Consider the following 25,635-nt stretch of genomic DNA (forward strand, 5'->3'; position numbering starts at 1 on the left):
CGATTTCAAAAAACGACTAAATAAAAGACTGATCAACATGGAAAAACTCTGGCTCAAAAGCTACGAACAAGGCGTCAACCCCGAAATCGATATCTCTCAATACAGCTCCATCAGCGACGTATTCCGTCAAAGTGTCGAGAAATTCTCGGATAAACCTGCTTTTCAAAACATGGGCAAAACGCTGACTTATGCCGAAGTGGGCAAGTTGGCGACCGATTTTGCGTCTTACCTGCAAAACGTATTGAAACTGCCGCGCGGTGAGCGTGTGGCAATTATGATGCCGAACGTTTTGCAATATCCGATTGCGCTTTTCGGTATTTTGCAGGCAGGTTTGGTGGCAGTGAATACGAATCCGCTTTATACGCCGCGCGAGTTGGAACATCAGTTGAAAGACAGCGGCGCGACAACGATTGTCGTGTTGGAGAACTTTGCCAATACGCTGGAATTGGTGTTGCCGCGTACACAAATCAAACATGTGATTGTCGCGTCGGTCGGCGAGATGTTCGGCATGATTAAGGGCGCGTTGATGAACTTCGTCATCCGCAAAGTGAAAAAAATGGTGCCGGAATACCGCATTCCCAATACCATCACTTTTCAGACGGCCTTGAAGCAAGGTGCGGCCAATACGTTCAAGCCAGTCGAGTTGACGCGCGACGATACTGCCTTGCTGCAATATACAGGCGGTACAACCGGTTTGGCGAAAGGCGCCGTCCTTAGTCACGGCAATATCTGCGCCAATATGCTTCAGGCGAAAGAATGGATTAAATTCCAACTGAGCGAAGGCGAAGAAACCGTCATCGCCGCGCTGCCGCTTTACCACATCTTTGCCTTGACGGTAAACCTGATGATTTTCGCCAATACCGGTTCTAAAATCATCCTGATTACCAACCCTCGCGATATGAAAGGATTTATCGGTGAATTGAAAAAAGAGCCGATCAGCGTATTCATCGGTGTGAATACCCTGTTTAATGCGATGGTCAACCGTCCGGATTTTGCCGAAGTTGATTTTTCCCGTTTGAAGCTGACTTTGGGCGGCGGTATGGCAACACAAAAAGCCGTGGCGGAAAAATGGAAAAAAATTACTGGTACGCCGATTGTGGAGGCTTACGGCTTGACCGAAGCCAGCCCGGGCGTATGTTGTAATCCTTTGAATATCGAAGCTTACAGCGGTGGTATCGGCTTGCCTGTTTCTTCAACCGAGGTCGAATTGCGTGATGCAGACGGCAAAGAAGTGCCTATCGGACAACCGGGCGAATTGTGGGTACGCGGCCCGCAAGTGATGAAAGGCTATTGGAACCGTCCGGAAGAAACCGCCAAAGCAATCGATGCGCGCGGCTTTTTGGAGACCGGCGACATTGCTGTTATGGATGAAAAAGGTTGGTTGAAGCTGGTGGACCGCAAAAAAGATTTGATTGTGGTATCTGGTTTCAATGTGTATCCGAACGAAATTGAAGAAGTGGTGGCTAGCAATGACAAGGTTTTGGAAGTCGCCTGTATCGGCGTGAAAAATGAGAAAACCGGCGAAGCGATTAAGGTCTTCGTCGTACGCAAAGATCCGTCTTTGACCAAGGAAGAGTTGATCGATTTCTGCCGTAAAGAGCTGACGGCGTATAAAGTGCCGAAAGACATCGAATTCCGCGACGAGTTGCCAAAATCCAACGTTGGCAAAATCCTGCGCCGCGAACTGCGCTGATATATAGAATCAGTATGATAAGGCCGTCTGAAAACGCTGTTTTCAGACGGCCTGAAGCTTTTGCCGTTTGCCAGAATATGCTGCTTCAAGTTAAAATCACACATTCCAACATGGGTATCACATCATGACTAAATTTATTTTCGTAACCGGCGGCGTTGTATCTTCTTTGGGTAAAGGTATCGCCGCCGCTTCTATTGCTACTATTCTCGAGTCGCGTGGCTTGAACGTGACCATGCTTAAGCTCGACCCGTATATCAACGTTGACCCGGGTACCATGAGCCCGTTTCAACACGGCGAAGTATTCGTGACCGATGACGGCGCGGAAACCGACCTCGACCTCGGTCATTACGAGCGTTTCATCAACGCCACCATGACCCGCCGCAACAGCTTCAGTACCGGCCAAGTCTATGAAAACGTGATTGCTAAAGAGCGTCGCGGCGACTATTTGGGCGGTACCGTACAAGTGATTCCGCACATTACCGATGAAATCAAACGCCGTATCCATGAAGGCGCGGCTGGTTATGATGTGGCGATTGTTGAAATCGGCGGTACAGTCGGCGATATCGAATCGTTGCCTTTCTTGGAAGCCATCCGCCAAATGCGCAGCCAGCTTGGCCGCAATAATACATTGTTTGCCCACCTGAGCTATGTTCCTTACATTGCCGCCGCCGGTGAAATTAAAACCAAACCGACCCAGCATACCGTTAAAGAAATGTTGAGCATCGGTTTGCAACCGGACATCCTGATCTGCCGTATGGACAGAGAAATGCCTGCGGACGAGCGTCGTAAGATTGCATTGTTCTGTAACGTTGAAGAACGCGCCATCGTGGGCAGCTACGATGTGGACAGCATTTACGAATGCCCTGAAATGCTGCACAACCAAGGCATCGACAGCATTATTACCGAGCAGTTGCAGCTGAATGTCAAACAAGCCGATTTGACCGAATGGAAGAAAATCGTTCACGCGATTCAAAATCCGAAACACACCGTCAAAATTGCGATGGTCGGCAAATACGTTGATTTGACCGAGTCCTACAAATCATTGATCGAAGCCCTGAAACACGCCGGTATTCACACTGAAACCGACGTACAAATTACCTTTGTCGACAGCGAAAGCATCGAGAAGAGCAATGGCGACGTTTCCATGCTCAAAGACATGGACGCGATTTTGGTGCCGGGCGGCTTCGGTTCACGCGGCGTGGAAGGCAAAATTGCCGCCGTACGCTATGCGCGTGAAAACAACGTACCATACTTGGGCATCTGCCTGGGCATGCAAATTGCCCTGATTGAGTACGCCCGCGATGTTGCAGGCTTGAAAGGTGCGAACTCTACCGAGTTTGATTTGAAATGCGCCGCGCCTGTCGTTGCCCTGATTGACGAATGGCAAACTGCCGACGGCAGCGTAGAAACCCGTGACGAATCTGCCGATTTGGGCGGTACCATGCGTTTGGGCGCGCAAGAAGTTGACCTCAAACCGGGCAGCCTTGCCGCAAAAATCTACGGCAGCGAACATATCCGCGAACGTCATCGCCACCGCTACGAGGTCAACAACAACTATGTTCCTCAGTTGGAAAAAGCCGGTTTGGTCATTGGCGGCGTATCTGCAGGCCGCGAGCGTTTGGTTGAAACCATCGAATTGCCAAATCATCCTTGGTTCTTCGCGTGTCAGTTCCATCCGGAATTTACTTCCAATCCGCGCAAAGGCCATCCTTTGTTCAGCGCGTTTGTGAAAGCCGCGTTGGGTAACAAAAAAGCCTGATTGATGTGATTGAAAAAGCACCCGTTTCCGGGTGCTTTTTTGTTTTCAGACGGCCTTAGAAGTTATTTGTCTTCATTGACTTCGCGGTCGTTTAAAGGTTGTACGGGACGGTTGTTTTCGCCGCCGATAATGTCGCGCATAGCTTTAAACTGCGCCGCATTTGCCTAAACCGGAGTTTTTAAGACAACCCAAGTCACGTTTTCGCTGCAAATAGGAAAGGCCGTCTGAAATTTCTTTCAGACGGCCTGTTTTATTTAAAAATGTTGTAAAAAGTCTAAACTCTAATGAATAAAAGTGTCTATCAAGATGAAAGTAGTTGTTTGTAGCGTTGGAAAACATTAATATTGCCAAACGTGTTTTCACGAGATTTTAACTTTGTTTTGGAGAGAATAATGAAAAAATCGATTATCGCTTTGGTTATTGCCGGTTTGCCGCTGGCTGCCTCTGCAGACGTCATTCTGTATGGTCAAATCAAAAGCAGCGTGACCGTCGGTCAAGTAAAAATCAAAGGTGATGCAGGTTCTGAAACCAGCTCTACCGCAACCAGCATCAATGACAATACCTCCCGTATCGGTTTCAAAGGCAGCGAAAACCTCGGCGGCGATTTGAAAGCTATCTGGCAAGTTGAACAAAAAACGGCCATTACCGGTGGTTCTCAAGGTTTTGCCAATCGCGATTCCTTCATTGGTTTGCAAGGTAAATTCGGTAAAGTCCGTGCCGGTAAACTCAGCAATATGCTGAACGAAATGGACACCATCGATCCATGGATGTACAAAACCAATGCCGCAGGCTTGGGCATCTTTACCCGTACCGGCAACCGTAACGCCGCTGTACGCTACGACAGCCCGGATTTCGGCGGATTCAAATTCAACGTGTCTTACGCACCGCGCGACAACCGCAATCCTTCAGACAAATACACGCACACCAAACCGGCCAAAGACCAATACACCGGCGGCGTGAGTTTCTCTAAAAACGGCTTTACCGCCAATGCGGCTTACGGCCACTACAACGGCGCGTACACCGACAAATCAGGCAAAGTCAAAGCGGCGCAAATCGCCAAAGTCGAAACTTATTACGATAAAGACAATCTCTTTGTCGGCGGCGGCGTACACTATGCCAAAGGCCATGAGACAGGCAACGAATATTTAGGCTATTTCACCGATGGTTTTAATGAGTACAAGGGTAGTGACATTACTGTCGATTCAGGCAAATCTGAAGCCGTGAAAGTAGTTGATGCAGCGGTAACAGTCGGCTACAAATTGGGCAATGTCACCCCACGCATTACTTACGCGCACGGCTGGCCTGCCAAGGGCGTGAACAGTGGAGAAAAATTGGTGGATAAATTCGACCAAGTCGTTGTCGGCGGCCAATACACCTTCAGCAAACGCACCGGCGTAGTTGCCCAACTGGCGTATCTGAAAGTCGGCAACAAAACCCGTCTGACTGCAGCCAACAAAGGCGGCGTTGAACAAAAAGCCGCTTCTGTGGGCCTGTATCACAAATTCTAAGCTGTCTCTAAAGACAAGGCCGTCTGAAAAATTTCAGACGGCCTTTTTGTTGATTAAAGCGGTTTATTTGTCGTGGTTGGTCAGCGTTGTGCCGTGACGACCGCCGCGTTCTTTCAAACGTTGTACCAAGCCTTCAACCGTTGTCGGCATACCGTCGATACAGAATGCCTGATACAGGGCGGTGTGCAGGGCGTCGTTGCGGCTGAACGCATTGCCGATCAGCTTCCAATCGCCTTTGCGCGGCTCGATCCAGCGGTGGTTTACTGTGTCGCCGTATGCGAATACTTTGTAAGACGAACGCTTGTCGTTGCTGTAAGTAAAGGACGTGCGGGCGCAATAGAGGCCTTCGACGGAGAGGTTGTCGTAGCCTTTGTCGGAGCGCACATTCAAGACGTAGCGGATGCTGTTGTCAGGCGCAGGCATGATTTGCAGGCTGCTGAGCAGGATTTTGGGCTGCTTGCCGTAGGTTTCGTTAACGTAGAGGTTGAACCAATCGCCCGATTGGGTATCGGGCAGGGGTGGCAACTCGGCTTTGTGTTCTTTAAATTCGCGTGCGGCAACTTCTTCAGGGCTTTCCTGATAACGCGTGTTGGTCAGCGTATCCTTTTGGCTGAAACCCAAAGCAAATGCTTGAGTCGCGGCAAGGCTGAGAGCGAGAAGGGCAAAACGGCGCATAGACAGCTCCAAAGTGAAAAACGGCTTTATTTTATGGGCTTGCAGGGTGGGGTGCAAGTAAGTGCGGTATAATTGACGTTAATTCTGATTAATATGACGAGTTTTCATCATGAATACACAAACTCTGGATGTCATCGGTTTGAAATGCCCGTTGCCGATTTTGCGTGCAAAAAAAGCTTTGGCGCAAATGCAGGAGGGCGAAGTGCTGACCGTATTGGCCACCGATGGCGGCGCGCCCGGCGATTTTGAAGCGTTTTGCCGTCAGACCGGACATGTTTTGTTGGAATCGAGCGAGGCCGACGGCGTGTTCAAGCTGGTGTTGAAACACAAATAAAGGCCGTCTGAAATGTCTAAAGCCGTCGCGTTGTCTGCCGTCGTATTGGCTGTTTGCCTGAGTGCATGCGGCAATGAAAGTGTTTCGCCGCAGAACGCTGCCGATTATGCCCAAAATGTAACCGACTTGTTCCGCCAAAGCTGTGTGGCTGCAGACGGCGATGCCGCCATTGTCGGCGAGTTCGCCAATGCCAACAAACTGGTTTTATTGTCGAAAAAAGATATGGCCGATTTGCCTGCCGGAATGATGGATTTGGAGGCATTGAGCATTTGGAAGAAAACGGTAAACGGCGCAGATTATTATTTGAGCCTGACCGAAGACAGTTGCAGCGTGCGTACGGCCAAAGCCAATGACCATCTGATTTTCAAACAATTTTTGGCTTTGGCAGAAAATCCGCCGCAAGGTTTGAACGCTGAATTGCGTGCCGATAATTTGTCGGAAGCCCCGTTGCCCATGCGTCAGATTTCCTACGCATGGCGCGCGTCCGGCAGTCCGAAAGAAACCTTGCTGACCGTCAAAACAACGTCGTTCGAGCATTTTCCGGTACAGGCTGTTTTTTATTTGACCCATCATTCTTACGACAATAAGGCCGCCGTTTTGCCTTAGACCGGTTGACGATTGAAACATCAAATTAATAGAAACCATTCCGCCGAATAAAGGCCGTCTGAACATTATCAAACCAAACCACTCGAAAGTAAGTTATGCAAACCCTGACCATCATCCGCCCCGACGATATGCACTTACACCTGCGCGACGGCGACGCGCTCAAAGCCGTTGCCCCGTACACCGCCCGACAAATGGGCCGCGCGGTTATTATGCCCAACCTCAAACCGCCCGTCGTCAGCGTTGCCGATGCCCAAGCCTACAAAGTGCGCATTATGGCCGCCCTGCCGGAAGGCAGCACCTTCCAGCCGTTGATGACGCTTTATTTGACCGACAACGCCACTCCCGAACTCGTGCGTGAGGCTAAGGCTGCCGGTATTGTGGCTTTCAAACTCTATCCGGCAGGCGCGACCACCAATTCTGATTCCGGCGTAACCGACCTGTTCAAACTGATTCCCGTGTTGGAAGAAATGGCGAAACAGGGCATTTTGTTCTTGGTTCACGGCGAAGTCACTGATCCTGAAATCGATATTTTCGACCGTGAGGCCGCCTTTATCGAGCGCGTGATGAAGCCGGTTTTGGCACAAGTGCCGAATCTTAAAGTAGTGTTTGAACACATCACCACTGCCGAAGCCGCCCGACTGGTATTGGAAGCAGGCGATAATGTGGCCGCGTCCGTGACGCCGCAACACTTGCTGCTCAACCGCAACGACCTTTTGGTCGGCGGCGTGCGTCCTCATCATTTCTGCCTGCCTGTACTCAAACGTGAAACCCACCGTCAGGCTTTGGTTGCTGCCGTTACCGGTGATAAGGCACACAAATTCTTCCTCGGCACGGATTCTGCGCCACATGCTAAAACTGCCAAAGAAAATGCTTGCGGTTGCGCCGGTATGTTCAGCGCGATAACCGCCATCGAGCTTTATGCCGAAGTGTTTGAGAAAGCAGGCGCGTTGGACAAACTGGAAGCCTTTGCTTCTAAAAACGGCCCGCGTTTCTACGGTCTGCCTGAAAATTCCGATACCATCACATTGGTCAAACAAACGCAAACCGTTCCTGCCAGCGTGCCTTACGGCGATGGCGAACTTGTACCGATGAGGGCCGGCGGTGAGATTGAATGGACGGTGCAATATTAAATTTGCCGTCAATGAGGCATAAAAAGAAACAACCTGCTTGAAAGGGCAGGTTGTTTTTTATTGTTGTTCAGACGGTCTGTTATGGGGAGGGGAGGCATACAAGGCCGTCTGAAAACCAAATTATATTGCGTGTTTATTCGGTCAACATGGGTTTCAGCGCTTCCCAAGCCTGTGGCAGTTGGGTAAAGCCGTCCGAAGCCATCAAATGGCCGCCTTCGGGAATATGGATAACAGGGCTTTTGAGTTTGGCCGCCATGTCCAAAGTCAGTTCGGGCGGAACATGAGTGTCGTTGTCGGAAACCAAGCAGTGTTTGGGCATGTCGATTTTGCGCAGGATGTCGAAGTCGGGGGATGCTGCTTTAATGTAGGCATCAAGCGCAGGCAGGGGTGGCAGTGTATCGGCAAAACCGGCGGCAAGCAGCAGGCCGCCGATTTTTTGCGGCTGTTGGCGGCTGAGGAAGTGAAGGAGGGTAATGCAGCCGAGACTGTGGCCGACTAGGAAGGTATGGGCATCGGGCTTACCAATGTGCTGGTCTAGGGTAAACTGCCACGCGCTCGTGCTTGGTTTGTCGGGATTGGGCATGGCGAGGGAGATTGCTTGTGCGCCGGTGCTTTTGATTTGGGCGCAAAGCCAGTCAAACCAGTTGCCGTGCGGATTGCCTTCAAAGCCATGTACGATATAAACGCGTCGGTTCATGTTTCTCCTCCTTCAGACGGCCTGAGACTTTTGTCTAAATCTCTGCCTGCAAGTGTTTATTATACCATGTTTGTTTATGTTTTATTGTTTGTCGCTTTGTCAGGATTTTTGATTAAGCTTTTGTTGTTAAATGATATTTGCAAGAATAATAAAGCAAACAACACGGCAGGGGCGGATGGCTTTGCCGTGTTGTTCGGGTTTGAAATATATAGGGGCCGTCTGAAAAAACGGTTTAGAAATAGCCTTGTTTTTTGCGCTCTTCCATTGCCGCTTCCGATACGCGGTCGTCCATGCGTGTGGCACTGCGTTCGGAAATGGTCGCGGCGGCGGTTTCGGCAATGATGTCCTCGGGTGTGGCGGCGGTGCTGGTAACCGGGCAGGTGCAGGAAATATCGCCGACGGTACGGAAACGGACATCGCGGATTTGGGCAACTTCACCTTCACGTTTTGGGGTCAACGGGGTAACGGGAACGAGCAGGCCGTTGCGTTCGACAACTTCGCGCTTGTGGGTGTAATAAATCGGCGGCAGGGCGAGTTTTTCGCGTGCGATGTATTGCCAGATATCCAATTCCGTCCAGTTGGAAATCGGGAACACGCGCATGTTTTCGCCTTGGAACAGGCGCGTATTGTAGAGCGACCATAATTCAGGACGTTGGTTTTTAGGATCCCATTGGCCGAACTCGTCGCGGAAAGAGAAGATGCGTTCTTTGGCGCGCGCTTTTTCTTCATCGCGGCGCGCGCCGCCCATCAGTGCATCAAAGCCTTGTTCTTCAATGGTTTCAACCAGTGTAACGGCTTGGGCGGCGTTGCGCGAATCAGTTTCGCGGCGTAAGACGACGCTGCCTTTGCGGATGGACTCTTCTACGCTGCCGACCACAAGTTGTACGCCGGTGCGTGCGACCGTGTCGTCGCGGAACCGGATGACTTCGGGGTAGTTGTGGCCGGTATCGACGTGCAGGAGTTTGAACGGCAGCTTCAGCGGACGGCCTTCGATTTGGAAGGCTTTGACGGCAAGCGCCAGCAAGACGACGGAGTCTTTGCCGCCGGAAAACAGCAGGGCCGGGTTTTGGGCGTTGGCAATCACTTCGCGGATGATGTAGATAGACTCGGCTTCGAGCCAGTCGAGGTGGTGGTTTTGGATGGACATTTTTTCTCTACTTTGCAATCTTGGCGATAGCCGATACTTTAGTGAGGCCGTCTGAAAAAGGGAAAGAATGGTTTGTTTGTTGCAAAGATGTTTTTGTTATATTGCCCGAGTGTGTTTTCAGACGGCCTTTGCGCTTTAACTTATTTTTAACCCGATTTCTCTGACGAAGCGCCTGTCTTCGCGTACACTTTGGTTTTTTAGAAATGAGAATGGTTTATGTATCACGGCGAGAGATTTAATGCGTACAGCCATTTGGCCGGTTTCTTATTGGCAGTGGCGGCCTTGGTGCTGATGCTGGTGAAAGCGGTGGAATCGGCGGACGGCTATCGGATTGTCGGTGCACTGACTTACGGAATCTGCCTGCTGCTTCTGTATTTGGGTTCAACCTTATACCACAGTATTCCGCAGCCGAAAGCCAAGGCGATTTTGCAAAAGGTCGATCATTGCCTGATTTATCTTTTGATTGCAGGCAGTTATACGCCGTTTACGCTGATTACCCTGCAGGGCGGCTGGGGCTGGTCGCTTTTCGGCGTGTCGTGGGGGCTGGCTTTGCTGGGCATTGTTCAGGAGCTGACGATCGGGCGTAAAAGCGAGAAACGGCTGCTGTCGATGGTGATTTATGTGTTGATGGGCTGGTTGATTGTGGTGGCAGTGTGGCCACTGATACAGTCGCTTTCGGCAGGCGGATTATTTTGGCTGGTGTTGGGCGGCGTATTGTATAGCGCGGGGATTTATTGGTTTATCAACGATACGAAAATCCGCCACGGCCACGGTATCTGGCACTTGTTTGTCTTGGCAGGCAGTTTGACGCAATTTATCAGCATTTATTTTTATGTGTTGTAGTTTCAGACGGCCTGAAATAAAAAACCTCTCAGTTTGGCTGAGAGGTTTTTGTTTGTCGTTAATCTGGGTTTTTGTCGTGGAATTCGTGGAATTCGTAGTTGTAGGTCAACTCTTTGCCGGCTTTGGTTTGCGCCAGATAATCGTCGTAAACCGCACGGATTTCCTTACGCAGCAGGAAGAGGGCGATTAAGTTCGGCAAGACCATAAAGCCGTTGAACATATCGGACATACTCCAAACCAAATCCACTTTGCCCAATGTACCCAATACGATGGCCACCAAAACCAGTGCGCGGTAGATGCCCAAGTGTTTGCCGCGGAACAGGAAGCGGATATTGGATTCGCCGAAGTAGTACCAGCCGATGATGGTGGTAAAGGCGAAGAAGGTCAGACAGACGGCGAGCAGTTGCGAACCGAAACCTGGAAAGGCTTTGTTAAAAGCCAGTTGGGTAACTGCCGCGCCGGTTTCGCCGGACAAGTTAGCGTCGGTCAGCAGGATAATCAGCGCAGTTGCCGTGCAGACCATCAGCGTATCGATAAAAATACCGATAAACGCGGCCATACCTTGTTGCACAGGGTGTTTGACGTTGGCGGTCGCATGAGCGTGCGGAGTCGAACCCATACCGGCCTCATTGGAAAACAGGCCGCGTGCCACGCCGAAGCGGACAGCTTCGCGCATACCGATACCGGCCGCACCGCCCAATACTGCTTCAGGATTGAAGGCAGCAACAAAGATACTGTGGAACATCGGGATGATGTGGTCGGAGAATTTGAACAAAATAATTACGGCACACAAGATGTAAATCACCGCCATAAACGGCACGACAAATTGCGCGATACCGGCAATGCGGTTGATGCCGCCGATGATGATCAGGCCGGCGAATACTGCCAAAGCAATGCCGACAGCCATCGGAGGAATATCGAAAGCCAAATTCATGGCCGAGGCGATAGAGTTGGATTGTGTCGCGTTACCGATGAAGCCCAGCGCGATAATCAAGGCAATGGAGAAAAAACCGGACAGGAAACGCGCCGCACCACGACCGATTTTCGGCGTCAGCCCGTGCGTAATGTAAAACGCAGGGCCGCCGATGTATTTGCCGTGGCTGACCACGCGGTATTTTTGCGCCAAAACGGCTTCTGCAAAAATGGTAGACATGCCCAAAATGGCAGACAACCACATCCAAAAAATGGCACCCGGGCCGCCGGCAGTAATCGCAGTGGCGACACCGGCAACGTTACCGGTACCGATTTGCGCGGAAATCGCCACGGCAAGCGCTTGAAATTGAGACAGGGATTTGCCTTCGTGGTCTTTGTCTTTTTTGCTGAACAAGCCGCCGAAAACGGCTTTAAAACCCGCCCCCAATTTGGTAACTTGCGGCGCGCCCAAGTACAGGGTAAAAAACAGGCCGATACCGATTAAGGCGTAAATCAGCAGGTAGTCCCAAAGAACCTGATTGACTGCACCCACCAGAGCAGACAATATTTCTTCCATAATAAAACCTTTAATAAAAACAATAAAAATAAAATGATACGGGTAACTACTCCCACTCATTTTTCATGGTTGGCAACATCGGCGAGCAGGCCGTTTTGCCATTCGATACCGGTTAAGTTGTTAACAATTTTGACCGGTTTTGTCATCATACCGTAAACCTTCGTGAATTAAAACGAAAAACTGACAAGGGTTTGCCGCAAATGTGCTTCTTTATTTTAAAAAAGGTTTCTTTGTTTTCAGACGGCCTGTTTTTGCAAATGTTTGGGCCGTCTGAATATTTTGGCTAAAGCTAACTTATGATAAAATGCACGCCTTACAAATGAAGCAAATTCCGCCTCAGAGCGTGAAAAAACGAAAGGAATCAACATGGCAGGCCATAGTAAGTGGGCAAATATCCAACACAAAAAAGCCCGACAAGATGCCAAACGCGGCAAAATCTTCACCCGTCTGATTAAAGAAATTACCGTTGCTGCCCGTATGGGCGGCGGCGACCCCGGCGCAAACCCGCGCCTGCGCTTGGCTTTGGAAAAAGCCGCTGAAAACAATATGCCTAAAGACAACGTGCAACGTGCCATCGATAAAGGTACGGGCAATCTGGAAGGCGTGGAATATATCGAGTTGCGTTACGAAGGCTACGGCATCGGCGGCGCGGCTTTGATGGTAGACTGCCTGACCGACAACAAAACCCGTACCGTTGCCGATGTGCGCCATGCATTCACTAAAAACGGCGGCAACTTGGGTACCGACGGTTGCGTAGCGTTCAACTTCGTTCATCAAGGCTATTTGGTGTTCGAACCGGGCGTTGACGAAGATGCGCTGATGGAAGCGGCTTTGGAAGCCGGTGCGGAAGACGTCATCACCAACGATGACGGTTCCATCGAAGTGGTTATCGCACCGAACGACTGGGCAGGTGTAAAAGCAGCATTGGAAGCTGCAGGCTACAAATCTGTTGACGGCGACGTTACCATGCGTGCCCAAAACGAAACCGAGTTGAGCGGCGAAGATGCGGTTAAAATGCAAAAACTGATTGACGCATTGGAAGATTTGGACGACGTACAAGACGTTTACACTTCTGCCGTGTTGAATCTGGATTAAATAGTTTAAAGAACAAAAGGCCGTCTGAAATTTCAGACGGCCTTTTTATATCGAAACCAATCAGATTTTTCTGGTTTTCAACCAAGCCCAAAGCAGCAGCAATACCACGAAGCTGAAATACAAAATACTCCACACCGGCAGGGCGACGCCGAATAGATAGTCCGGCTCGGCGCAGTTGCCAAAGCCGCGAACGATGGGTTCAAACCAATCGAACAAAGGCCAGTCGCGCAAGCGGAAGGTCCAAGGTGCGCCGCAAGAAGGGGCGGTGCCGGGCGGCAGGCTTTGCAGCCAAATTTGATAGGCGGCGACACCTGCGCCATAAACGGCCGGAGCGGCAATCAACAATGCCGAGAGCGAGCGGGCAAATTTGGAAGATTGAGAACTAAATGCCGTAACAATGGCCAACAGCCCGACAGCCAATACGCACAAGCGTTGCAGGATGCACAATACGCACGGGTTCATGCCCAAAACGTATTGGGAAATAAAGGAGCCGCAGGCAGCAAATATGGAGAGGACGACTAAAAATAAAACAGTCTTGCGGAAAAAGTTCATAACATAAAACCTTTCAGACGGCCTGGACGCAAAACAGCCGCTAAATAACGTTTACTTTAACACAAAACGCATATGCTTTTTTTGATTTGACGGTTTTTTGCGTATGTTTGTTGATGTTGCATAACCATAAATATGGAAACAAAAATGTGTTCCATATCGAAAAGGCCGTCTGAAATATTCAGACGGCCTTTATGGGAGAGACGTTTTATTTTTTCCCGTGAGATTTTTTGACATCTGCTTCAGTAATCGTACCGCCGCCATTATTGAAGGCGTTCATGATGTAAGTGGCAACGGCGGCAACATCGGCATCGTTGATGGCGGTAGAAGGCATGAAGCCGTTGTAGGATTTGCCGTTTACTTTAATCGGGCCGTTGATGCCTTTGGTCATGCTTTGCAACAGGACTTGCGGTTTTTTGTTGATATAGTCGGACTGGAATAAAGGCGGGAACATGGCACCCCGGCCTTCGCCTTTTTTGCCGTGGCAGGCGGCGCAGTTGGTTTCGTAAATCTTTTGTCCTTTGCTCATCAACGCGGCATCGGCGGCAAAAGCGGTTGGGATGCTGAGTGAGGTCAGAAGGAGCAGGATAGGGCGGAGTGCAGTCATGATGTGTTCCTTTTTGAGTAGTGTTGTTTTTGATGGCTACACGCTTGGTTTGCGTTTTAATAGCTTGATGATAACGCTAAAGGCCGTCTGAAAGTGAATTTTTCAGACGGCCTTTGGTTTAGGTCAAATCCAGCCTTGCAGATTAGCCCGACTTAATTGTGCAAGTGCGGCAATCCAGTCGGCGGAATCGTTGAGGCAGGGGATGTAACGGTATTCTTTGCCGCCTGCGGCGTGGAATTGTTCGCGTCCCATAATGGCGATTTCTTCCATGGTTTCGAGGCAGTCGGCCAGGAAGCCGGGGCAGAAGACGTCGAGTTTGGTCGTGCCTTGTTTCGGCAGCTGATCAAACAGGGCTTGCGTGCTGGGCTTGACCCATTGGGATTTACCAAACTGGCTTTGGAAAGAAACGATGTATTCTTGTTCGGACAAGCCCAATGCCTGCGCCAACAGCTTGGCAGTATGGTGGCACTCGTCAGGATAGGGATCGCCGTCGTCGTGATGCTTTTGCGGAATGCCGTGGAAACTCAACATCAGTTTTTCGCCGCGTCCGTTTTGGGCCCAATAGGCTTCAATATGCTGCTTCATGGCTTGAATATAGGCGGCATCGTCGTAATAACGGGAGACGGTGCGGACGCTCATTTGGTTGCGTTGCAGCAATAACTCTTGAAACACTTTGTCCAAAGCCGCGCCGGTAGAAGAGCCGGCATATTGTGGATAGAGCGGAATGACCAGCAACTTGCCCACGCCTTGGGCTTTGAGTTCCGCCAAAACATCGGCAACGCTTGGATTGCCGTAAGTCATTGCATGACGGACGATGACATCGGGCAAATGTTTGGCCAGGGCTTCTGCTTGGCGGTGTGTGTAAACCTCAAGCGGCGAACCTTCTTTAAACCAAACTTTTTCATAGGCATGCGCACTTTTTTTCGGGCGAAAAGTCAATACCAAGCCACGCAATATTGGTTGCCATAAGAGCTTGGGCAGTTCGACAACGCGTTGATCGGACAGAAATTCTTTCAAGTAAGGCTTGACTGCGGCAGCCGTCGGCGCGTCAGGCGTGCCGAGGTTGAGCAGCAGGACGGCGGTGCGGTTTTGTGCGGTGTAGGCTAAGGATGGTTCGGTATGGAAACGGGACATGATTGTGCTTTATTAATTAAGAATATTGAGGCCGTCTGAAAAGCAGTTTGAATTAAAACCTGATTTCAGACGACCTTTTAAAGGATTAATCCACACCGCGGGCGCGGTTTTCATGGAATTGCGCCTGCCAATCGGCAAATTTGCCTTGTTCGATGGCTTCGCGCATTTCTGCCATGATGACTTGGTAGAAGTGCAGATTGTGGATGGTGTTGAGCTGTGCGCCCAAGATTTCGCCGACTCGGTGCAGGTGGTGCAAGTAGGAGCGGCTGAAATTCTGACAGGCGTAGCAGGTGCAGCTTTCATCAATCGGACGCTTGTCGAGTTTGTGTTTGGCGTTTTTGATTTTCAAATCGCCAAAACGGGTAAACAGCCAGCCGTTACGCGCATTGCGGGTGGGCATGACGCAGTCGAACATATCCACGCCGTGTGCCACGCCGTACACCAAGTCTTCAGGCGTGCCGACGCCCATTAAATAGTGTGGTTTGTGTTCCGGCAGGATAGGGCCGACGGCGCGCAACATGCGGTACATTTCGGGCTTAGGTTCGCCAACGGACAAGCCGCCGATGGCCAAGCCGGGGAAGTCGAGCTCTTCCAAACCTTTCAGCGATTCTTCGCGCAAATCTTCATACATCGCGCCTTGTACAATGCCAAACAACGCATTCGGATTTTTCAGGTCTTCAAAAGCCTTTTTGCTTCGCTCCGCCCAGCGCAGGCTCATTTGCAGCGATTTTTGCGCTTGGCTGTGCGTTGCTTCGCCCGGGGTGCATTCGTCCAACTGCATCACGATGTCGGAATTCAACACAGTTTGGATTTTCATCGACACTTCTGGTGAGAGGAACAGTTTGTCGCCGTTGATCGGGCTTTGGAATGTACAGCCTTCTTCGGTCAGCTTGCGCATGTCGGACAACGAAAACACTTGGAAGCCGCCCGAGTCGGTCAAAATCGGCTTGTCCCAGCCGATAAATTCGTGCAGGCCGCCGAATTGTTCGATGACTTCCAAGCCGGGGCGCAGCCACAGATGGTAAGTGTTGCCTAAGATGATTTGCGCTTTGATGTCATGCAGGTTTTGCGGGTTCATCGCTTTGACCGAACCGTAAGTGCCGACCGGCATAAATACCGGCGTTTCGATTTTGCCGTGGTTCAGTTCCAAAGTGCCGCGTCGGGCATGACCGTCTTTTTTGTGTAAGGTAAATTTGAGCATAGTAATAATAGATTGGACGTTCGCGTGTGTGCGAAATGAAAGGGCAGATTATAAAGGATTTTTCGTTGGTTGACGGCTGGATTTTATCTTTGTCAAAACAATGTTTCAGATGGCCTGAATAATAGAGGAAATAAAAAATGAGACATAAATCAAACAAAAATATTCAGGCTGTCTGAAAAGTATTTACAGATGCTTGCAAAAGGGAACACGCTTCGTTACAATAAGCGACTTAGATGAAGGCACATAGCTCAGTTGGTTAGAGCACCACCTTGACATGGTGGGGGTCGTTGGTTCGAGTCCAATTGTGCCTACCAAATTTCCATAACGGCTTTATGCCGTTATTTTTTAATGTTTTGGAGCTTTCTGATGTTGAACATTACCTTGCCGGACGGTTCGGTCCGCCAATATGAATCACCCGTTACCGTGGCGCAAATTGCAGCGTCTATCGGTGCAGGTTTGGCAAAGGCAACGGTAGCGGGCAAGGTTAACGGTAAATTGGTGGATGCTTGCGATCCGATTACCGAAGATGCCCATGTTCAAATCATTACGCCTAAAGACAAAGAAGGCGTGGAAATTATCCGCCACTCCTGCGCGCACTTGGTCGGTCATGCGGTCAAGCAGCTCTACCCAGATGCCAAAATGGTTATCGGCCCGGTTATTGAAGACGGGTTCTATTACGATATCGCAACTGAAAAACCATTTACGCCTGATGATGTGGCCGCTATCGAAGCGCGCATGAAAGAGTTGATTGCACAAGACTATGACGTCATTAAAGTGATGACGCCCCGTGCAGAAACCATCCAAATTTTCCAAGATCGCGGCGAAGAGTATAAATTGCGTCTGATTGAAGACATGCCTGAAGTGGAAGCAATGGGCATGTATCATCATCAAGAATACGTCGATATGTGCCGCGGTCCTCACGTTCCCAATACCCGTTTCTTGAAAAACTTCAAGCTGACCAAGCTGGCAGGCGCATACTGGCGCGGCGACAGCAATAATGAAATGTTGCAACGTATTTACGGTACGGCTTGGGCGAGTAAAGACGAATTGAAAGCCTATATCCAACGCATCGAGGAAGCAGAAAAACGCGACCACCGTAAGCTGGGTAAACAATTGGATTTGTTCCACCTGCAAGATGAAGCGCCGGGTATGGTGTTCTGGCATCCTAAAGGCTGGGCTTTGTGGCAAGTGATTGAGCAGCATATGCGCAAAGAGCTGAATGCTGCCGGTTATAAAGAGGTGAAAACGCCTCAGATTATGGATAAAACCTTCTGGGAAAAATCCGGCCACTGGGAAAACTATAAAGACAATATGTTCGTGACCAGTTCTGAAAAACGCGAATACGCGGTTAAACCGATGAACTGTCCGGGTCATGTGCAAATTTTCAATAACGGTTTGCGCTCATATCGCGATTTGCCAATGCGTTTGGCCGAGTTCGGTTCTTGCCACCGCAATGAACCAAGCGGTGCATTGCATGGTCTGATGCGTGTTCGCGGTTTTGTGCAAGATGATGCGCATATTTTCTGTACTGAAGATCAAATCGTTGATGAAGCACGCGCATTCAATGAATTGCTGGTTCGCATTTACAAACAATTCGGCTTCCATGATGTTGCTGTGAAGCTGTCCCTCCGCCCTGAACAACGTGCAGGTTCTGATGAAGTTTGGGATAAAGCCGAACAAGGTCTGCGTGATGCATTGACCGCTTGCGGCGTAGAGTGGGAAGAGCTGCCTGGCGAGGGCGCATTCTATGGTCCTAAGATTGAATACCATGTTAAAGATGCCTTGGGTCGCTCTTGGCAGTGCGGTACCCTGCAGTTGGACTTTGTATTGCCAGAACGCTTGAATGCAGAATATGTAACAGAAAACAACGACCGTGCGCGTCCTGTAATGTTGCACCGTGCTATTTTGGGTTCATTGGAGCGCTTCATCGGTATTTTGATTGAAAACCATGCAGGCTCATTCCCATTGTGGCTTGCGCCGGTTCAAATGGTGATTATGAATATCACCGAGAACCAAGCAGATTATTGTCGCGAAGTGGCTGCCAAGTTACAGGCAGCAGGCTTCCGTGTCGAATTGGATTTGCGTAACGAAAAAATCGGTTACAAAATCCGTGACAACAGCCAATACCGTTTCCCTTATCAAATCGTTGTCGGCGATAAAGAGAAACAAGAAAACAAAGTTGCGGTACGCCGCAAAGCAGAAGACTTGGGTTCTTTGAATGTAGATGATTTTATTGCACAATTGCAGCAAGAAATCACTGACGCCCTCGTCAATCATTAATTTTTATAGGAGTATTCATCATCGCTCAAGAACGCGAAGCACGAATCAATGGTGAAATTACCGCCAAAGAAGTGCGATTAATCAGTGAGTCAGGCGATCAGCTTGGTGTCGTTTCAGTTCGTGAAGCTTTGGCTATGGCCGAAGAGCAAGATGTCGATTTGGTAGAAATTTCCCCGACTGCCAAACCGCCCGTATGCAAACTGATGGATTACGGTAAATACAAATACCAACAAGCCAAAAAGCGCGACGAAGCTAAGAAAAACCAAAAGCAGGTACAAATCAAGGAAATTAAATTCCGTCCGGGTACTGATGAAGGCGACTATCAAATCAAGATGCGCAACATCAACCGCTTCCTTGCCGATGGTGACAAAGTCAAAGTGACATTGCGTTTCCGCGGTCGCGAGATGGCCCACCAACAATTGGGCGCCCAACTGCTTGAACGCGTAAAAGAAGAGTTGGCTGAAGTGGCGCAAATCGAGTCCTTCCCTAAAATGGAAGGCCGCCAAATGGTGATGATGATTGCGCCTAAGAAAAAATAAAGCTATAATGCAAGGCCTATTTCGATTGCCGCTCGGAATAAGGTTTAATTAGCGGCAAAAACCGTGGTATTTTGGGTTCCAAGTGTTTGAAATTTATTTCAAAACCCCTTATACCTTATCTAATAACGAATGGAGTTTTCCAATGCCTAAAATGAAAACCAAGTCTAGCGCGAAAAAACGCTTTAAAGTACTGGGTAACGGTGGTGTAAAACGCGGTCATGCGTTCAAAAGTCACATCCTGACCAAAAAAACCACTAAAACTAAACGTCAATTGCGCGGCACCGCTATGGTGGATTCACGCGATTTGGCTTCTGTTGCTAAAATGTTGCCCTACGCTTAAGGAGTTTAAAATATGCCACGCGTAAAACGCGGTGTTACCGCTCGTGCTCGTCACCAAAAAGTCTTCGCGTTAGCCAAAGGCTACCGCGGTCGTCGTAAAAACGTTTACCGTGTTGCCAAACAAGCGGTAATGAAAGCCGGTCAATACGCATACCGTGACCGTCGCCCACGCAAACGTCAATTCCGTCAACTGTGGATCGTTCGTATCAACGCAGGTGCTCGTGAAAATGGTCTGTCTTACAGCAAATTCATGAACGGCCTGAAACGTGCTGCTATCGAAATCGACCGTAAAGTATTGGCTGATTTGGCTGTATTCGACAAAGTTGCATTTGCACAATTGGTTGAAAAAGCTAAAGCTGCTTTGGCTGCTTAATTCGATAAGATTATTTAAAAAGGAAGCTTATGCTTCCTTTTTTCTTTTCTTAAAGAAATCCTATGTAGTTGATTTTCTTTCTTTAAACTCTATTTTTTTATACTAATTTGCGATAAAATAGGCCTCTCTTATCAAACGGATTGGCCGCAGTAAGACAAAAGGCCGTCTGAACGGGTTTGTAATCAAATCCAACAGACGGCTTTGTTGTTTCAGACGGCCTGCCATCAACAAACAGACGATAAACCACCATGGAAAATGTAAACCGTATCGTTGCAGAAGGTATTGCCGCTATTGAAGCCGCGCAAGACTTCAATGCCTTAGAACAAATTAAAGCACGCTATCTTGGTAAAACCGGCGAATTGACCGGACTTTTGAAAACTTTGGGTCAAATGTCTCCTGAAGAGCGTAAAACCATAGGCGCGCACATCAATGAATGCAAAAATCAGTTTCAGACGGCTTTTAATGCCAAACGCGATGCCCTGAATGAAGCCAAGCTGCAAGCCCAATTGGCTGCAGAAGCCTTGGATATTACTTTGCCGGGCCGTGCACAAGAGCATGGCGGTTTGCACCCAGTGACTTTGACTTTGCAACGTGTGGTTGAGCTGTTTCACGGTATGGGTTTTGAAGTGGCGGACGGCCCTGAAATCGAAGACGATTTCCACAATTTCCAAGCATTGAATATTCCTGCAAATCATCCTGCGCGCGCGATGCAAGATACTTTCTACGTTGAAAACGGCGACGTTTTGCGTACCCACACTTCGCCTATTCAAATCCGCTATATGCTCGACAAAAAAGAGCCGCCTATCCGCATTATTGCCCCCGGCCGCGTTTACCGCGTGGACAGTGATGCCACTCACTCGCCTATGTTCCATCAGGCCGAAGGTTTGTGGGTAGAAGAGGGTGTCACTTTTGCCGATTTGAAAGCAGTGTTCACTGACTTTATCCGTCGCTTCTTTGAACGCGATGACCTGCAAGTACGTTTCCGTCCGTCTTTCTTCCCGTTTACTGAGCCTTCTGCCGAAATCGACATTATGGGTGAGAATGGCAAATGGTTGGAAGTAGGTGGTTGCGGTATGGTACATCCTAACGTGTTGAAAAATGTGAATATCGACCCTGAAAAATATACCGGTTTCGCTTTCGGTATCGGTCTCGACCGTTTTGCCATGTTGCGCTACAACGTCAATGACCTGCGCTTGTTCTTCGATAACGATTTGAACTTCTTGAAGCAGTTTAAATAAATTTCAGATGGTCTTTTGATAGGCCGTCTGAAAAGTGAATAGATATTACTGATTTCGTCTGATAAAAATTTGTTTCAGACGGCCTGATAGTAGAGAAAATAATATGCAATTTCCTTATTCGTGGCTGAAAACTCAAGCCAATCCTGATCTTTCTGCCGATAAACTGGAACATCTTTTGACCATGGCCGGTTTGGAAGTGGAAGAAATCGATACTGCCGCCCCTGCTTTCAGTGGCGTGGTTGTTGCCGAAGTAAAATCTGTTGAAAAACATCCTGATGCAGACCGTTTGAACGTTACCCAAGTTGATGCCGGTACGGGCGAGTTGGTTCAGATTGTTTGTGGTGCGCCAAATGTCAAGCCGGGTATTAAAGTGCCGTGTTCGTTGCCGGGTGCCGTTTTGCAGGGTAACTTTAAAATTAAGCCGACTAAAATGCGCGGCGTACCATCAAACGGTATGCTGTGTTCGACCAATGAACTGGGTTTGCCTGATGATGGTGTAGACGGTCTGCACATTCTGCCTGAAGATGCGCCTGTCGGTGCCAATATCCGTGAATACTTGGATTTGGACGATACGCTGTTTACGTTGAAAATTACGCCTAACCGCGCTGATTGCTTGAGCGTTAAGGGTATTGCGCGTGAGGTTTCTGCGTTGACTCAATGTGCGTTTAGGCCTGTTGAAATTCAGACGGCCTTTATCGGCAGTGAGAAAAAACAGGCTGTCCGTATTGACGCACCGGCCGACTGCGGCCGTTTTATCAGTCGCGTTATTGAAAATGTCAATGCGAAAGCGGCTACTCCCGATTGGATGAAACAACGTTTGGAACGCAGCGGTATCCGCAGCATTTCCGCATTGGTGGACATCGGCAACTATGTGATGCTGGAAATCGGTCAGCCTATGCATGTTTTCGATGCTGACAAGCTGTCAGGCAGTTTGATTGTCCGCCGTGCTCAAAATGGCGAGACTTTGGCGTGTCTGAACGAGAAGACGGTTACTTTGGCTGACAATACACTGGTGGTCGCTGATGAAAAAGGTGCGTTGAGCTTGGCCGGCTTGATGGGCGGCGAGGCAAGCGCGGTTTCAGATGACACGCAAAATATCGTACTGGAAGCTGCTTGGTTTGCTCCGGAGATTATTGCGGGTAAATCCCGTCAATACGGTTTTGGTTCGGATTCTTCTTTCCGTTTTGAGCGTGGTGTGGATTACCGCTTGCAAGCTGATGCCATTGAGCGTGCTACCGAATTGGTGTTGCAGATTTGCGGTGGTGCAGCCGGTGAAATGGTTGAAGCACAAGGCAAATTGCCCGAGGCAAAACAGGTCGAATTGCGTTTAGGCCGTCTGAAAACGGTATTGGGCGTTGAAATCCCTGCCGAGCAAGTCGAAATTATCTTGCAACACTTGGGTTTGCAGCCTGAGAAAACCGAAGAAGGCTTCCGTGTTACTTCTCCTAGCTTCCGTTTCGACATCGAAATCGAAGCCGATTTGATTGAAGAAATCGGCCGCGTTTACGGTTATGAGAATATTCCTGACGACTATACTTCAGGCCGTCTGAAAATGTTGGCCTTGCCTGAAACCAAACGCCCTCGTTTTGCGGTTTATAACGAAATGGCGGCTCGCGGTTACCGCGAAGTGGTCAGCTATGCGTTTGTGGATGAGCAATGGGAGCAAGACTTTGCTGCCAATACCAATCCTATCCGCCTGCAAAATCCGTTGGCGGCGCAGTATGCCGTCATGCGTTCTACGCTTATCGGCGGTTTGGTGGAAGTTTTGCAAAACAATTTGAATCGTAAGCAAAACCGTGTACGCGTATTTGAGATTGCCCGTGTGTTCAGCAAAGATTCGGCTGATCAATTTGTTCAAAACGAACGTATCGGCGGTTTGTGGTATGGCTCCGTGCTGCCTGAGCAATGGGGCGAGAAAACACGCAACGTGGATTTCTACGATATGAAAGCCGATGTTGAGAGCCTTTTGAAAAACAAGGAAGTATCCTTTGTTAAGACCGAACATCCGGCATTGCATCCTGGTCGTGCCGCCAATATTGTTTCAGACGGCAAAGTAGTTGGTTTTGTTGGCGAGTTGCATCCGAAATGGCTGCAAAAATATGATTTGCCACAAGCGCCGCTGGTATTTGAAATCGATATGGATACTGTATTGGGTCGTGAGAAAACCCGTTATCAGTCTGTATCCAAATTCCAAGCTGCACGCCGAGATTTGGCATTTGTAATGCCTGAAGCTGTGACGCATGATGATTTGTTAAATGCCCTGAAAGCGGCGGCGAACAAGCTGGTTCAAGAAATCAGCGTGTTTGACGTTTACCGCGGTACGGGTGTGCCTGAAGGCATGAAGAGCGTTGCTGTTAAAATTATTTTGCAGGATATGGAAAACACGCTGACAGATGAAGTCATCGAGCCTTTGGTTGCGAAAATGATTAAAGCGGCAGCCGAAAAAGACGCACAGCTTCGCGCTTAAAATTAAGATAAAAGTTGTCGCCAAAAATTGCCAATAATATTTGATTTTTTGGTGAAGACTTGATTTTTAAAAGAATTTTGGTAATAATTGCACCAGTTTGAATGAAGGTAAACACATGACACTAACTAAAGCAGAATTGGCTGATATTTTGGTCGACAAAGTCAGCAACGTCACCAAGAATGATGCCAAAGAAATCGTCGAGCTCTTTTTTGAAGAAATCCGCAGCACTTTGGCGCGTGGTGAAGAAATTAAAATTTCCGGTTTCGGTAATTTCCAATTGCGCGACAAACCTCAACGCCCAGGTCGTAACCCTAAAACAGGCGAAGAAGTGCCGATTACCGCACGCCGTGTGGTAACTTTCCATGCCAGCCAAAAACTTAAAGGCATGGTGGAGCATTACTATGACAAACAACAATAATCCGGTTATTCCTGCCAAGCGTTATTTTACGTTGGATGAAATGTGCCAATTGGTGCAAATCAGTCCGGCTCAGTTTGCCCAATGGCAACATGAAAATAATGTTGTGATTGGATACGGTGGCGATCGATATACGCGTTCAGATGTGGTTAAGTTGTTGAAACTGAAAGATACGTTTGAACCATATATCGATACGTTCAGCCGTGGTGCTTTGGATGCAAACGGCAATCCTGCTGCCAATGCAGAAGAAGTCCGTCATGGTCTGATGCAGATTTTGTCTGATTTGGAGCGTCATCTTGGTTCTGAACAACAAAATCACCATGTCGAGCTATAATCGATAAGAAAATTCTGATCAAAAGTGCGAAGGCATACAAAGATTTGCATAATTGATTCTAATAAAGGCTGTTTGAATGATTTTCAGACGGCCTTTATTGTTTTATATTGCTTTCAAAATATCAGAATCTTGATTGCAAATGATTCTATGAAATAGCCGTAAATGTTATACTTAGCCTCTTGTTTGCCGATTGGAAAGAACCAGTCATTAGATAATGCGGATAGATACCGCCTTTTCATGGCAGACTGAGGTTTTTAAAACAAATGTAACGGCAGAATAAACAGGCTGCCGGACAACATTCAAATCGATGAAATGGATAGCAGAAAATGAGCAGAATCCAACAAACTTTCTCAGCGCTCAATGGCGCAAAAGCACTGATTCCTTATATTACGGTGGGTGATCCCAGCCTTGAGACAACCTTGGCATTGATGCATAGCCTGGTGGCTAATGGTGCTGATATTTTGGAACTAGGTGTGCCGTTTTCTGACCCTATGGCGGATGGCCCGACTATTCAACGTGCGGCTGAAAGGGCGTTGGCAAATCATGTTTCTTTGCGCGATGTATTGGAAACAGTACGCTTGTTCCGCCAAACCAATGATAAAACGCCGGTTGTGTTAATGGGTTACTTGAACCCGGTACATAAAATGGGTTATCAGGCGTTTGCGCAAGCGGCTGCCGAGGCAGGCGTAGATGGCGTGTTGACCGTGGATTCTCCGGTAGAAACCATTGCGCCTTTGCATGACTCGTTGAAAGCGCAAGGTATTGATTGTATTTTCCTTATTGCGCCAACAACAACTGAGGAGCGTATTCAAACGATTGCCAAAGTAGCCGGCGGTTTTGTGTATTATGTATCGCTCAAAGGTGTAACCGGTGCTGCAAGTTTGGATACTGAAGAAGTTTCGCGTAAAATAGAGCTTTTGCGCAAATACATCGATATTCCGATTGGTGTCGGCTTCGGCATCAATAATGCGGAGAATGCGCGTAAAATTGGTGCGGTAGCGGATGCCGTTATTGTCGGCAGCCGTATCGTCAAAGAGATTGAAAGCCATGCGGGTAGCGAGGCCGAAGCAGTAGGTGCGTTGGTTAAAGAGTTGAAAGACGCGATTCGCTAATATTTTTTATTCCATTATTTCAGACGGCCTTACGTTTAACTGGCCGTCTAAATTCTGAATCCTAAGGAGTC

The 25,635-nt window shown here is 48.8% G+C and carries 25 protein-coding genes and 1 tRNA gene; 18 read left to right on the top strand and 8 right to left on the bottom strand.

The annotated features are described in order from the left end of the window. Window positions 1–37 precede the first annotated feature (37 nt). The 3 genes from HMPREF3139_RS07470 (at window position 38) to HMPREF3139_RS07480 (ending at window position 4,960) form a co-directional block, all read left to right on the top strand. Window positions 38–1,693, top strand: a complete 1,656-nt coding sequence (locus tag HMPREF3139_RS07470) for an AMP-binding protein (RefSeq protein WP_070461425.1) — start codon at window positions 38–40, stop codon at window positions 1,691–1,693. 124 nt (window positions 1,694–1,817) lie between these two features. After that, entirely contained in the window at window positions 1,818–3,452 is a 1,635-nt protein-coding gene (locus HMPREF3139_RS07475; protein ID WP_049348005.1) for a CTP synthase, read from the top strand. Between the two features lie 392 nt (window positions 3,453–3,844). Continuing rightward, window positions 3,845–4,960 carry a porin gene (locus tag HMPREF3139_RS07480; RefSeq protein WP_070461426.1) on the top strand — a complete coding sequence of 372 codons (1,116 nt, stop codon included), beginning with the start codon at window positions 3,845–3,847 and terminating at the stop codon, window positions 4,958–4,960. 63 nt (window positions 4,961–5,023) lie between these two features. Here HMPREF3139_RS07480 and HMPREF3139_RS07485 read toward each other — a convergent pair whose 3' ends face one another. After that, on the bottom strand, window positions 5,024–5,635 hold the full coding sequence (locus tag HMPREF3139_RS07485; protein ID WP_070461427.1) for a CNP1-like family protein: 612 nt from the start codon (window positions 5,633–5,635) through the stop codon (window positions 5,024–5,026). 109 nt (window positions 5,636–5,744) lie between these two features. Between HMPREF3139_RS07485 and HMPREF3139_RS07490 the strand changes: the two genes are divergently transcribed. The 3 genes from HMPREF3139_RS07490 to pyrC all read left to right on the top strand — a co-directional run bounded on the left by HMPREF3139_RS07490 (window position 5,745) and on the right by pyrC (window position 7,705). Further along, window positions 5,745–5,969, top strand: coding sequence for a sulfurtransferase TusA family protein (locus HMPREF3139_RS07490; RefSeq protein WP_003681929.1), 225 nt, complete (start codon window positions 5,745–5,747; stop codon window positions 5,967–5,969). 12 nt (window positions 5,970–5,981) lie between these two features. Further along, window positions 5,982–6,575 carry an NMCC_0638 family (lipo)protein gene (locus HMPREF3139_RS07495; RefSeq protein WP_070461428.1) on the top strand — a complete coding sequence of 198 codons (594 nt, stop codon included), beginning with the start codon at window positions 5,982–5,984 and terminating at the stop codon, window positions 6,573–6,575. A gap of 95 nt (window positions 6,576–6,670) precedes the next feature. Further along, a complete protein-coding gene (gene pyrC / locus HMPREF3139_RS07500) occupies window positions 6,671–7,705 on the top strand; it encodes a dihydroorotase (RefSeq protein WP_070461429.1) in 1,035 nt (344 codons plus the stop codon). A gap of 133 nt (window positions 7,706–7,838) precedes the next feature. Here pyrC and HMPREF3139_RS07505 read toward each other — a convergent pair whose 3' ends face one another. Continuing rightward, on the bottom strand, window positions 7,839–8,402 hold the full coding sequence (locus HMPREF3139_RS07505) for an RBBP9/YdeN family alpha/beta hydrolase (protein WP_070461430.1): 564 nt from the start codon (window positions 8,400–8,402) through the stop codon (window positions 7,839–7,841). A 232-nt stretch (window positions 8,403–8,634) separates the two neighbouring features. After that, window positions 8,635–9,549 (bottom strand): sulfate adenylyltransferase subunit CysD, encoded by a 915-nt coding sequence (gene cysD, locus HMPREF3139_RS07510; protein WP_070461431.1) that lies wholly within the window; start codon window positions 9,547–9,549, stop codon window positions 8,635–8,637. Window positions 9,550–9,765: 216 nt separating this feature from the next. On the opposite strand from cysD, the gene HMPREF3139_RS07515 reads away from it, so the two are divergent. Next, window positions 9,766–10,392 carry a PAQR family membrane homeostasis protein TrhA gene (locus tag HMPREF3139_RS07515; protein ID WP_070461432.1) on the top strand — a complete coding sequence of 209 codons (627 nt, stop codon included), beginning with the start codon at window positions 9,766–9,768 and terminating at the stop codon, window positions 10,390–10,392. Between the two features lie 58 nt (window positions 10,393–10,450). On the opposite strand, the gene HMPREF3139_RS07520 is transcribed toward HMPREF3139_RS07515, so the two are convergent. Continuing rightward, a complete protein-coding gene (locus tag HMPREF3139_RS07520) occupies window positions 10,451–11,881 on the bottom strand; it encodes an alanine/glycine:cation symporter family protein (protein WP_070461433.1) in 1,431 nt (476 codons plus the stop codon). Window positions 11,882–12,247: 366 nt separating this feature from the next. On the opposite strand from HMPREF3139_RS07520, the gene HMPREF3139_RS07525 reads away from it, so the two are divergent. Next, entirely contained in the window at window positions 12,248–12,976 is a 729-nt protein-coding gene (locus tag HMPREF3139_RS07525; protein WP_070461434.1) for a YebC/PmpR family DNA-binding transcriptional regulator, read from the top strand. Between the two features lie 60 nt (window positions 12,977–13,036). Here HMPREF3139_RS07525 and HMPREF3139_RS07530 read toward each other — a convergent pair whose 3' ends face one another. The 4 genes from HMPREF3139_RS07530 to tgt form a co-directional block, all read right to left on the bottom strand. Further along, the gene (locus HMPREF3139_RS07530) at window positions 13,037–13,528 is read right to left on the bottom strand and encodes a disulfide bond formation protein B (RefSeq protein ID WP_039864291.1); all 492 of its coding nucleotides are present in this window, start codon (window positions 13,526–13,528) and stop codon (window positions 13,037–13,039) included. Window positions 13,529–13,733: 205 nt separating this feature from the next. Then, the gene (locus HMPREF3139_RS07535; RefSeq protein ID WP_070461435.1) at window positions 13,734–14,132 is read right to left on the bottom strand and encodes a c-type cytochrome; all 399 of its coding nucleotides are present in this window, start codon (window positions 14,130–14,132) and stop codon (window positions 13,734–13,736) included. Window positions 14,133–14,255: 123 nt separating this feature from the next. Further along, entirely contained in the window at window positions 14,256–15,266 is a 1,011-nt protein-coding gene (hemH, locus tag HMPREF3139_RS07540; RefSeq protein ID WP_070461436.1) for a ferrochelatase, read from the bottom strand. 85 nt (window positions 15,267–15,351) lie between these two features. Continuing rightward, the gene (gene tgt, locus HMPREF3139_RS07545; protein ID WP_003745960.1) at window positions 15,352–16,467 is read right to left on the bottom strand and encodes a tRNA guanosine(34) transglycosylase Tgt; all 1,116 of its coding nucleotides are present in this window, start codon (window positions 16,465–16,467) and stop codon (window positions 15,352–15,354) included. Window positions 16,468–16,704: 237 nt separating this feature from the next. On the opposite strand from tgt, the gene HMPREF3139_RS07550 reads away from it, so the two are divergent. The 10 genes from HMPREF3139_RS07550 (at window position 16,705) to trpA (ending at window position 25,564) form a co-directional block, all read left to right on the top strand. Next, window positions 16,705–16,781, top strand: a tRNA-Val gene (locus HMPREF3139_RS07550). Between the two features lie 52 nt (window positions 16,782–16,833). Further along, window positions 16,834–18,747: a threonine--tRNA ligase gene (gene thrS, locus HMPREF3139_RS07555; RefSeq protein WP_070461516.1), complete on the top strand. Its 1,914-nt coding sequence runs from the start codon at window positions 16,834–16,836 to the stop codon at window positions 18,745–18,747. A gap of 17 nt (window positions 18,748–18,764) precedes the next feature. Further along, the gene (gene infC, locus HMPREF3139_RS07560) at window positions 18,765–19,286 is read left to right on the top strand and encodes a translation initiation factor IF-3 (protein WP_079453677.1); all 522 of its coding nucleotides are present in this window, start codon (window positions 18,765–18,767) and stop codon (window positions 19,284–19,286) included. Window positions 19,287–19,428: 142 nt separating this feature from the next. Next, complete coding sequence (gene rpmI / locus HMPREF3139_RS07565) at window positions 19,429–19,626, top strand: 50S ribosomal protein L35 (protein ID WP_003675505.1); 198 nt, start codon at window positions 19,429–19,431, stop codon at window positions 19,624–19,626. A gap of 12 nt (window positions 19,627–19,638) precedes the next feature. After that, on the top strand, window positions 19,639–19,998 hold the full coding sequence (gene rplT / locus HMPREF3139_RS07570; RefSeq protein ID WP_070461437.1) for a 50S ribosomal protein L20: 360 nt from the start codon (window positions 19,639–19,641) through the stop codon (window positions 19,996–19,998). Window positions 19,999–20,246: 248 nt separating this feature from the next. Further along, window positions 20,247–21,236, top strand: a complete 990-nt coding sequence (gene pheS / locus HMPREF3139_RS07575) for a phenylalanine--tRNA ligase subunit alpha (RefSeq protein WP_003683075.1) — start codon at window positions 20,247–20,249, stop codon at window positions 21,234–21,236. A 103-nt stretch (window positions 21,237–21,339) separates the two neighbouring features. Next, window positions 21,340–23,703: a phenylalanine--tRNA ligase subunit beta gene (pheT, locus tag HMPREF3139_RS07580; RefSeq protein ID WP_070461438.1), complete on the top strand. Its 2,364-nt coding sequence runs from the start codon at window positions 21,340–21,342 to the stop codon at window positions 23,701–23,703. A gap of 115 nt (window positions 23,704–23,818) precedes the next feature. Beyond that, window positions 23,819–24,121, top strand: coding sequence for an integration host factor subunit alpha (locus tag HMPREF3139_RS07585; RefSeq protein ID WP_003680933.1), 303 nt, complete (start codon window positions 23,819–23,821; stop codon window positions 24,119–24,121). Continuing rightward, entirely contained in the window at window positions 24,105–24,452 is a 348-nt protein-coding gene (locus tag HMPREF3139_RS07590; RefSeq protein ID WP_063076401.1) for a hypothetical protein, read from the top strand. Before HMPREF3139_RS07585 ends, HMPREF3139_RS07590 begins: the two co-directional genes overlap by 17 nt. 326 nt (window positions 24,453–24,778) lie before the next feature. Further along, the gene (gene trpA / locus HMPREF3139_RS07595) at window positions 24,779–25,564 is read left to right on the top strand and encodes a tryptophan synthase subunit alpha (RefSeq protein ID WP_070461439.1); all 786 of its coding nucleotides are present in this window, start codon (window positions 24,779–24,781) and stop codon (window positions 25,562–25,564) included. The last annotated feature ends 71 nt before the right edge of the window (window positions 25,565–25,635 follow it).

The sequence above is a fragment of the Neisseria sp. HMSC15G01 genome (genome assembly GCF_001808255.1).
Classification (GTDB): domain Bacteria; phylum Pseudomonadota; class Gammaproteobacteria; order Burkholderiales; family Neisseriaceae; genus Neisseria; species Neisseria subflava_A.

Coding starts and splice junctions, on each gene's coding strand:
- HMPREF3139_RS07480 (WP_070461426.1), top strand. CDS start 3,845: ATGAAAAAATCGATTATCGCTTTGGTTATTGCCGGTTTGCCGCTGGCT.
- HMPREF3139_RS07585 (WP_003680933.1), top strand. CDS start 23,819: ATGACACTAACTAAAGCAGAATTGGCTGATATTTTGGTCGACAAAGTC.
- tgt (WP_003745960.1), bottom strand. CDS start 16,467: ATGCTCAAATTTACCTTACACAAAAAAGACGGTCATGCCCGACGCGGC.
- HMPREF3139_RS07505 (WP_070461430.1), bottom strand. CDS start 8,402: ATGAACCGACGCGTTTATATCGTACATGGCTTTGAAGGCAATCCGCAC.
- HMPREF3139_RS07535 (WP_070461435.1), bottom strand. CDS start 14,132: ATGACTGCACTCCGCCCTATCCTGCTCCTTCTGACCTCACTCAGCATC.
- cysD (WP_070461431.1), bottom strand. CDS start 9,549: ATGTCCATCCAAAACCACCACCTCGACTGGCTCGAAGCCGAGTCTATC.
- HMPREF3139_RS07530 (WP_039864291.1), bottom strand. CDS start 13,528: ATGAACTTTTTCCGCAAGACTGTTTTATTTTTAGTCGTCCTCTCCATA.
- rpmI (WP_003675505.1), top strand. CDS start 19,429: ATGCCTAAAATGAAAACCAAGTCTAGCGCGAAAAAACGCTTTAAAGTA.
- HMPREF3139_RS07470 (WP_070461425.1), top strand. CDS start 38: ATGGAAAAACTCTGGCTCAAAAGCTACGAACAAGGCGTCAACCCCGAA.
- thrS (WP_070461516.1), top strand. CDS start 16,834: ATGTTGAACATTACCTTGCCGGACGGTTCGGTCCGCCAATATGAATCA.
- pheS (WP_003683075.1), top strand. CDS start 20,247: ATGGAAAATGTAAACCGTATCGTTGCAGAAGGTATTGCCGCTATTGAA.
- HMPREF3139_RS07525 (WP_070461434.1), top strand. CDS start 12,248: ATGGCAGGCCATAGTAAGTGGGCAAATATCCAACACAAAAAAGCCCGA.
- HMPREF3139_RS07520 (WP_070461433.1), bottom strand. CDS start 11,881: ATGGAAGAAATATTGTCTGCTCTGGTGGGTGCAGTCAATCAGGTTCTT.
- HMPREF3139_RS07475 (WP_049348005.1), top strand. CDS start 1,818: ATGACTAAATTTATTTTCGTAACCGGCGGCGTTGTATCTTCTTTGGGT.
- HMPREF3139_RS07490 (WP_003681929.1), top strand. CDS start 5,745: ATGAATACACAAACTCTGGATGTCATCGGTTTGAAATGCCCGTTGCCG.
- HMPREF3139_RS07590 (WP_063076401.1), top strand. CDS start 24,105: ATGACAAACAACAATAATCCGGTTATTCCTGCCAAGCGTTATTTTACG.
- HMPREF3139_RS07485 (WP_070461427.1), bottom strand. CDS start 5,635: ATGCGCCGTTTTGCCCTTCTCGCTCTCAGCCTTGCCGCGACTCAAGCA.
- HMPREF3139_RS07515 (WP_070461432.1), top strand. CDS start 9,766: ATGTATCACGGCGAGAGATTTAATGCGTACAGCCATTTGGCCGGTTTC.
- rplT (WP_070461437.1), top strand. CDS start 19,639: ATGCCACGCGTAAAACGCGGTGTTACCGCTCGTGCTCGTCACCAAAAA.
- pheT (WP_070461438.1), top strand. CDS start 21,340: ATGCAATTTCCTTATTCGTGGCTGAAAACTCAAGCCAATCCTGATCTT.
- HMPREF3139_RS07495 (WP_070461428.1), top strand. CDS start 5,982: ATGTCTAAAGCCGTCGCGTTGTCTGCCGTCGTATTGGCTGTTTGCCTG.
- pyrC (WP_070461429.1), top strand. CDS start 6,671: ATGCAAACCCTGACCATCATCCGCCCCGACGATATGCACTTACACCTG.
- hemH (WP_070461436.1), bottom strand. CDS start 15,266: ATGTCCCGTTTCCATACCGAACCATCCTTAGCCTACACCGCACAAAAC.
- trpA (WP_070461439.1), top strand. CDS start 24,779: ATGAGCAGAATCCAACAAACTTTCTCAGCGCTCAATGGCGCAAAAGCA.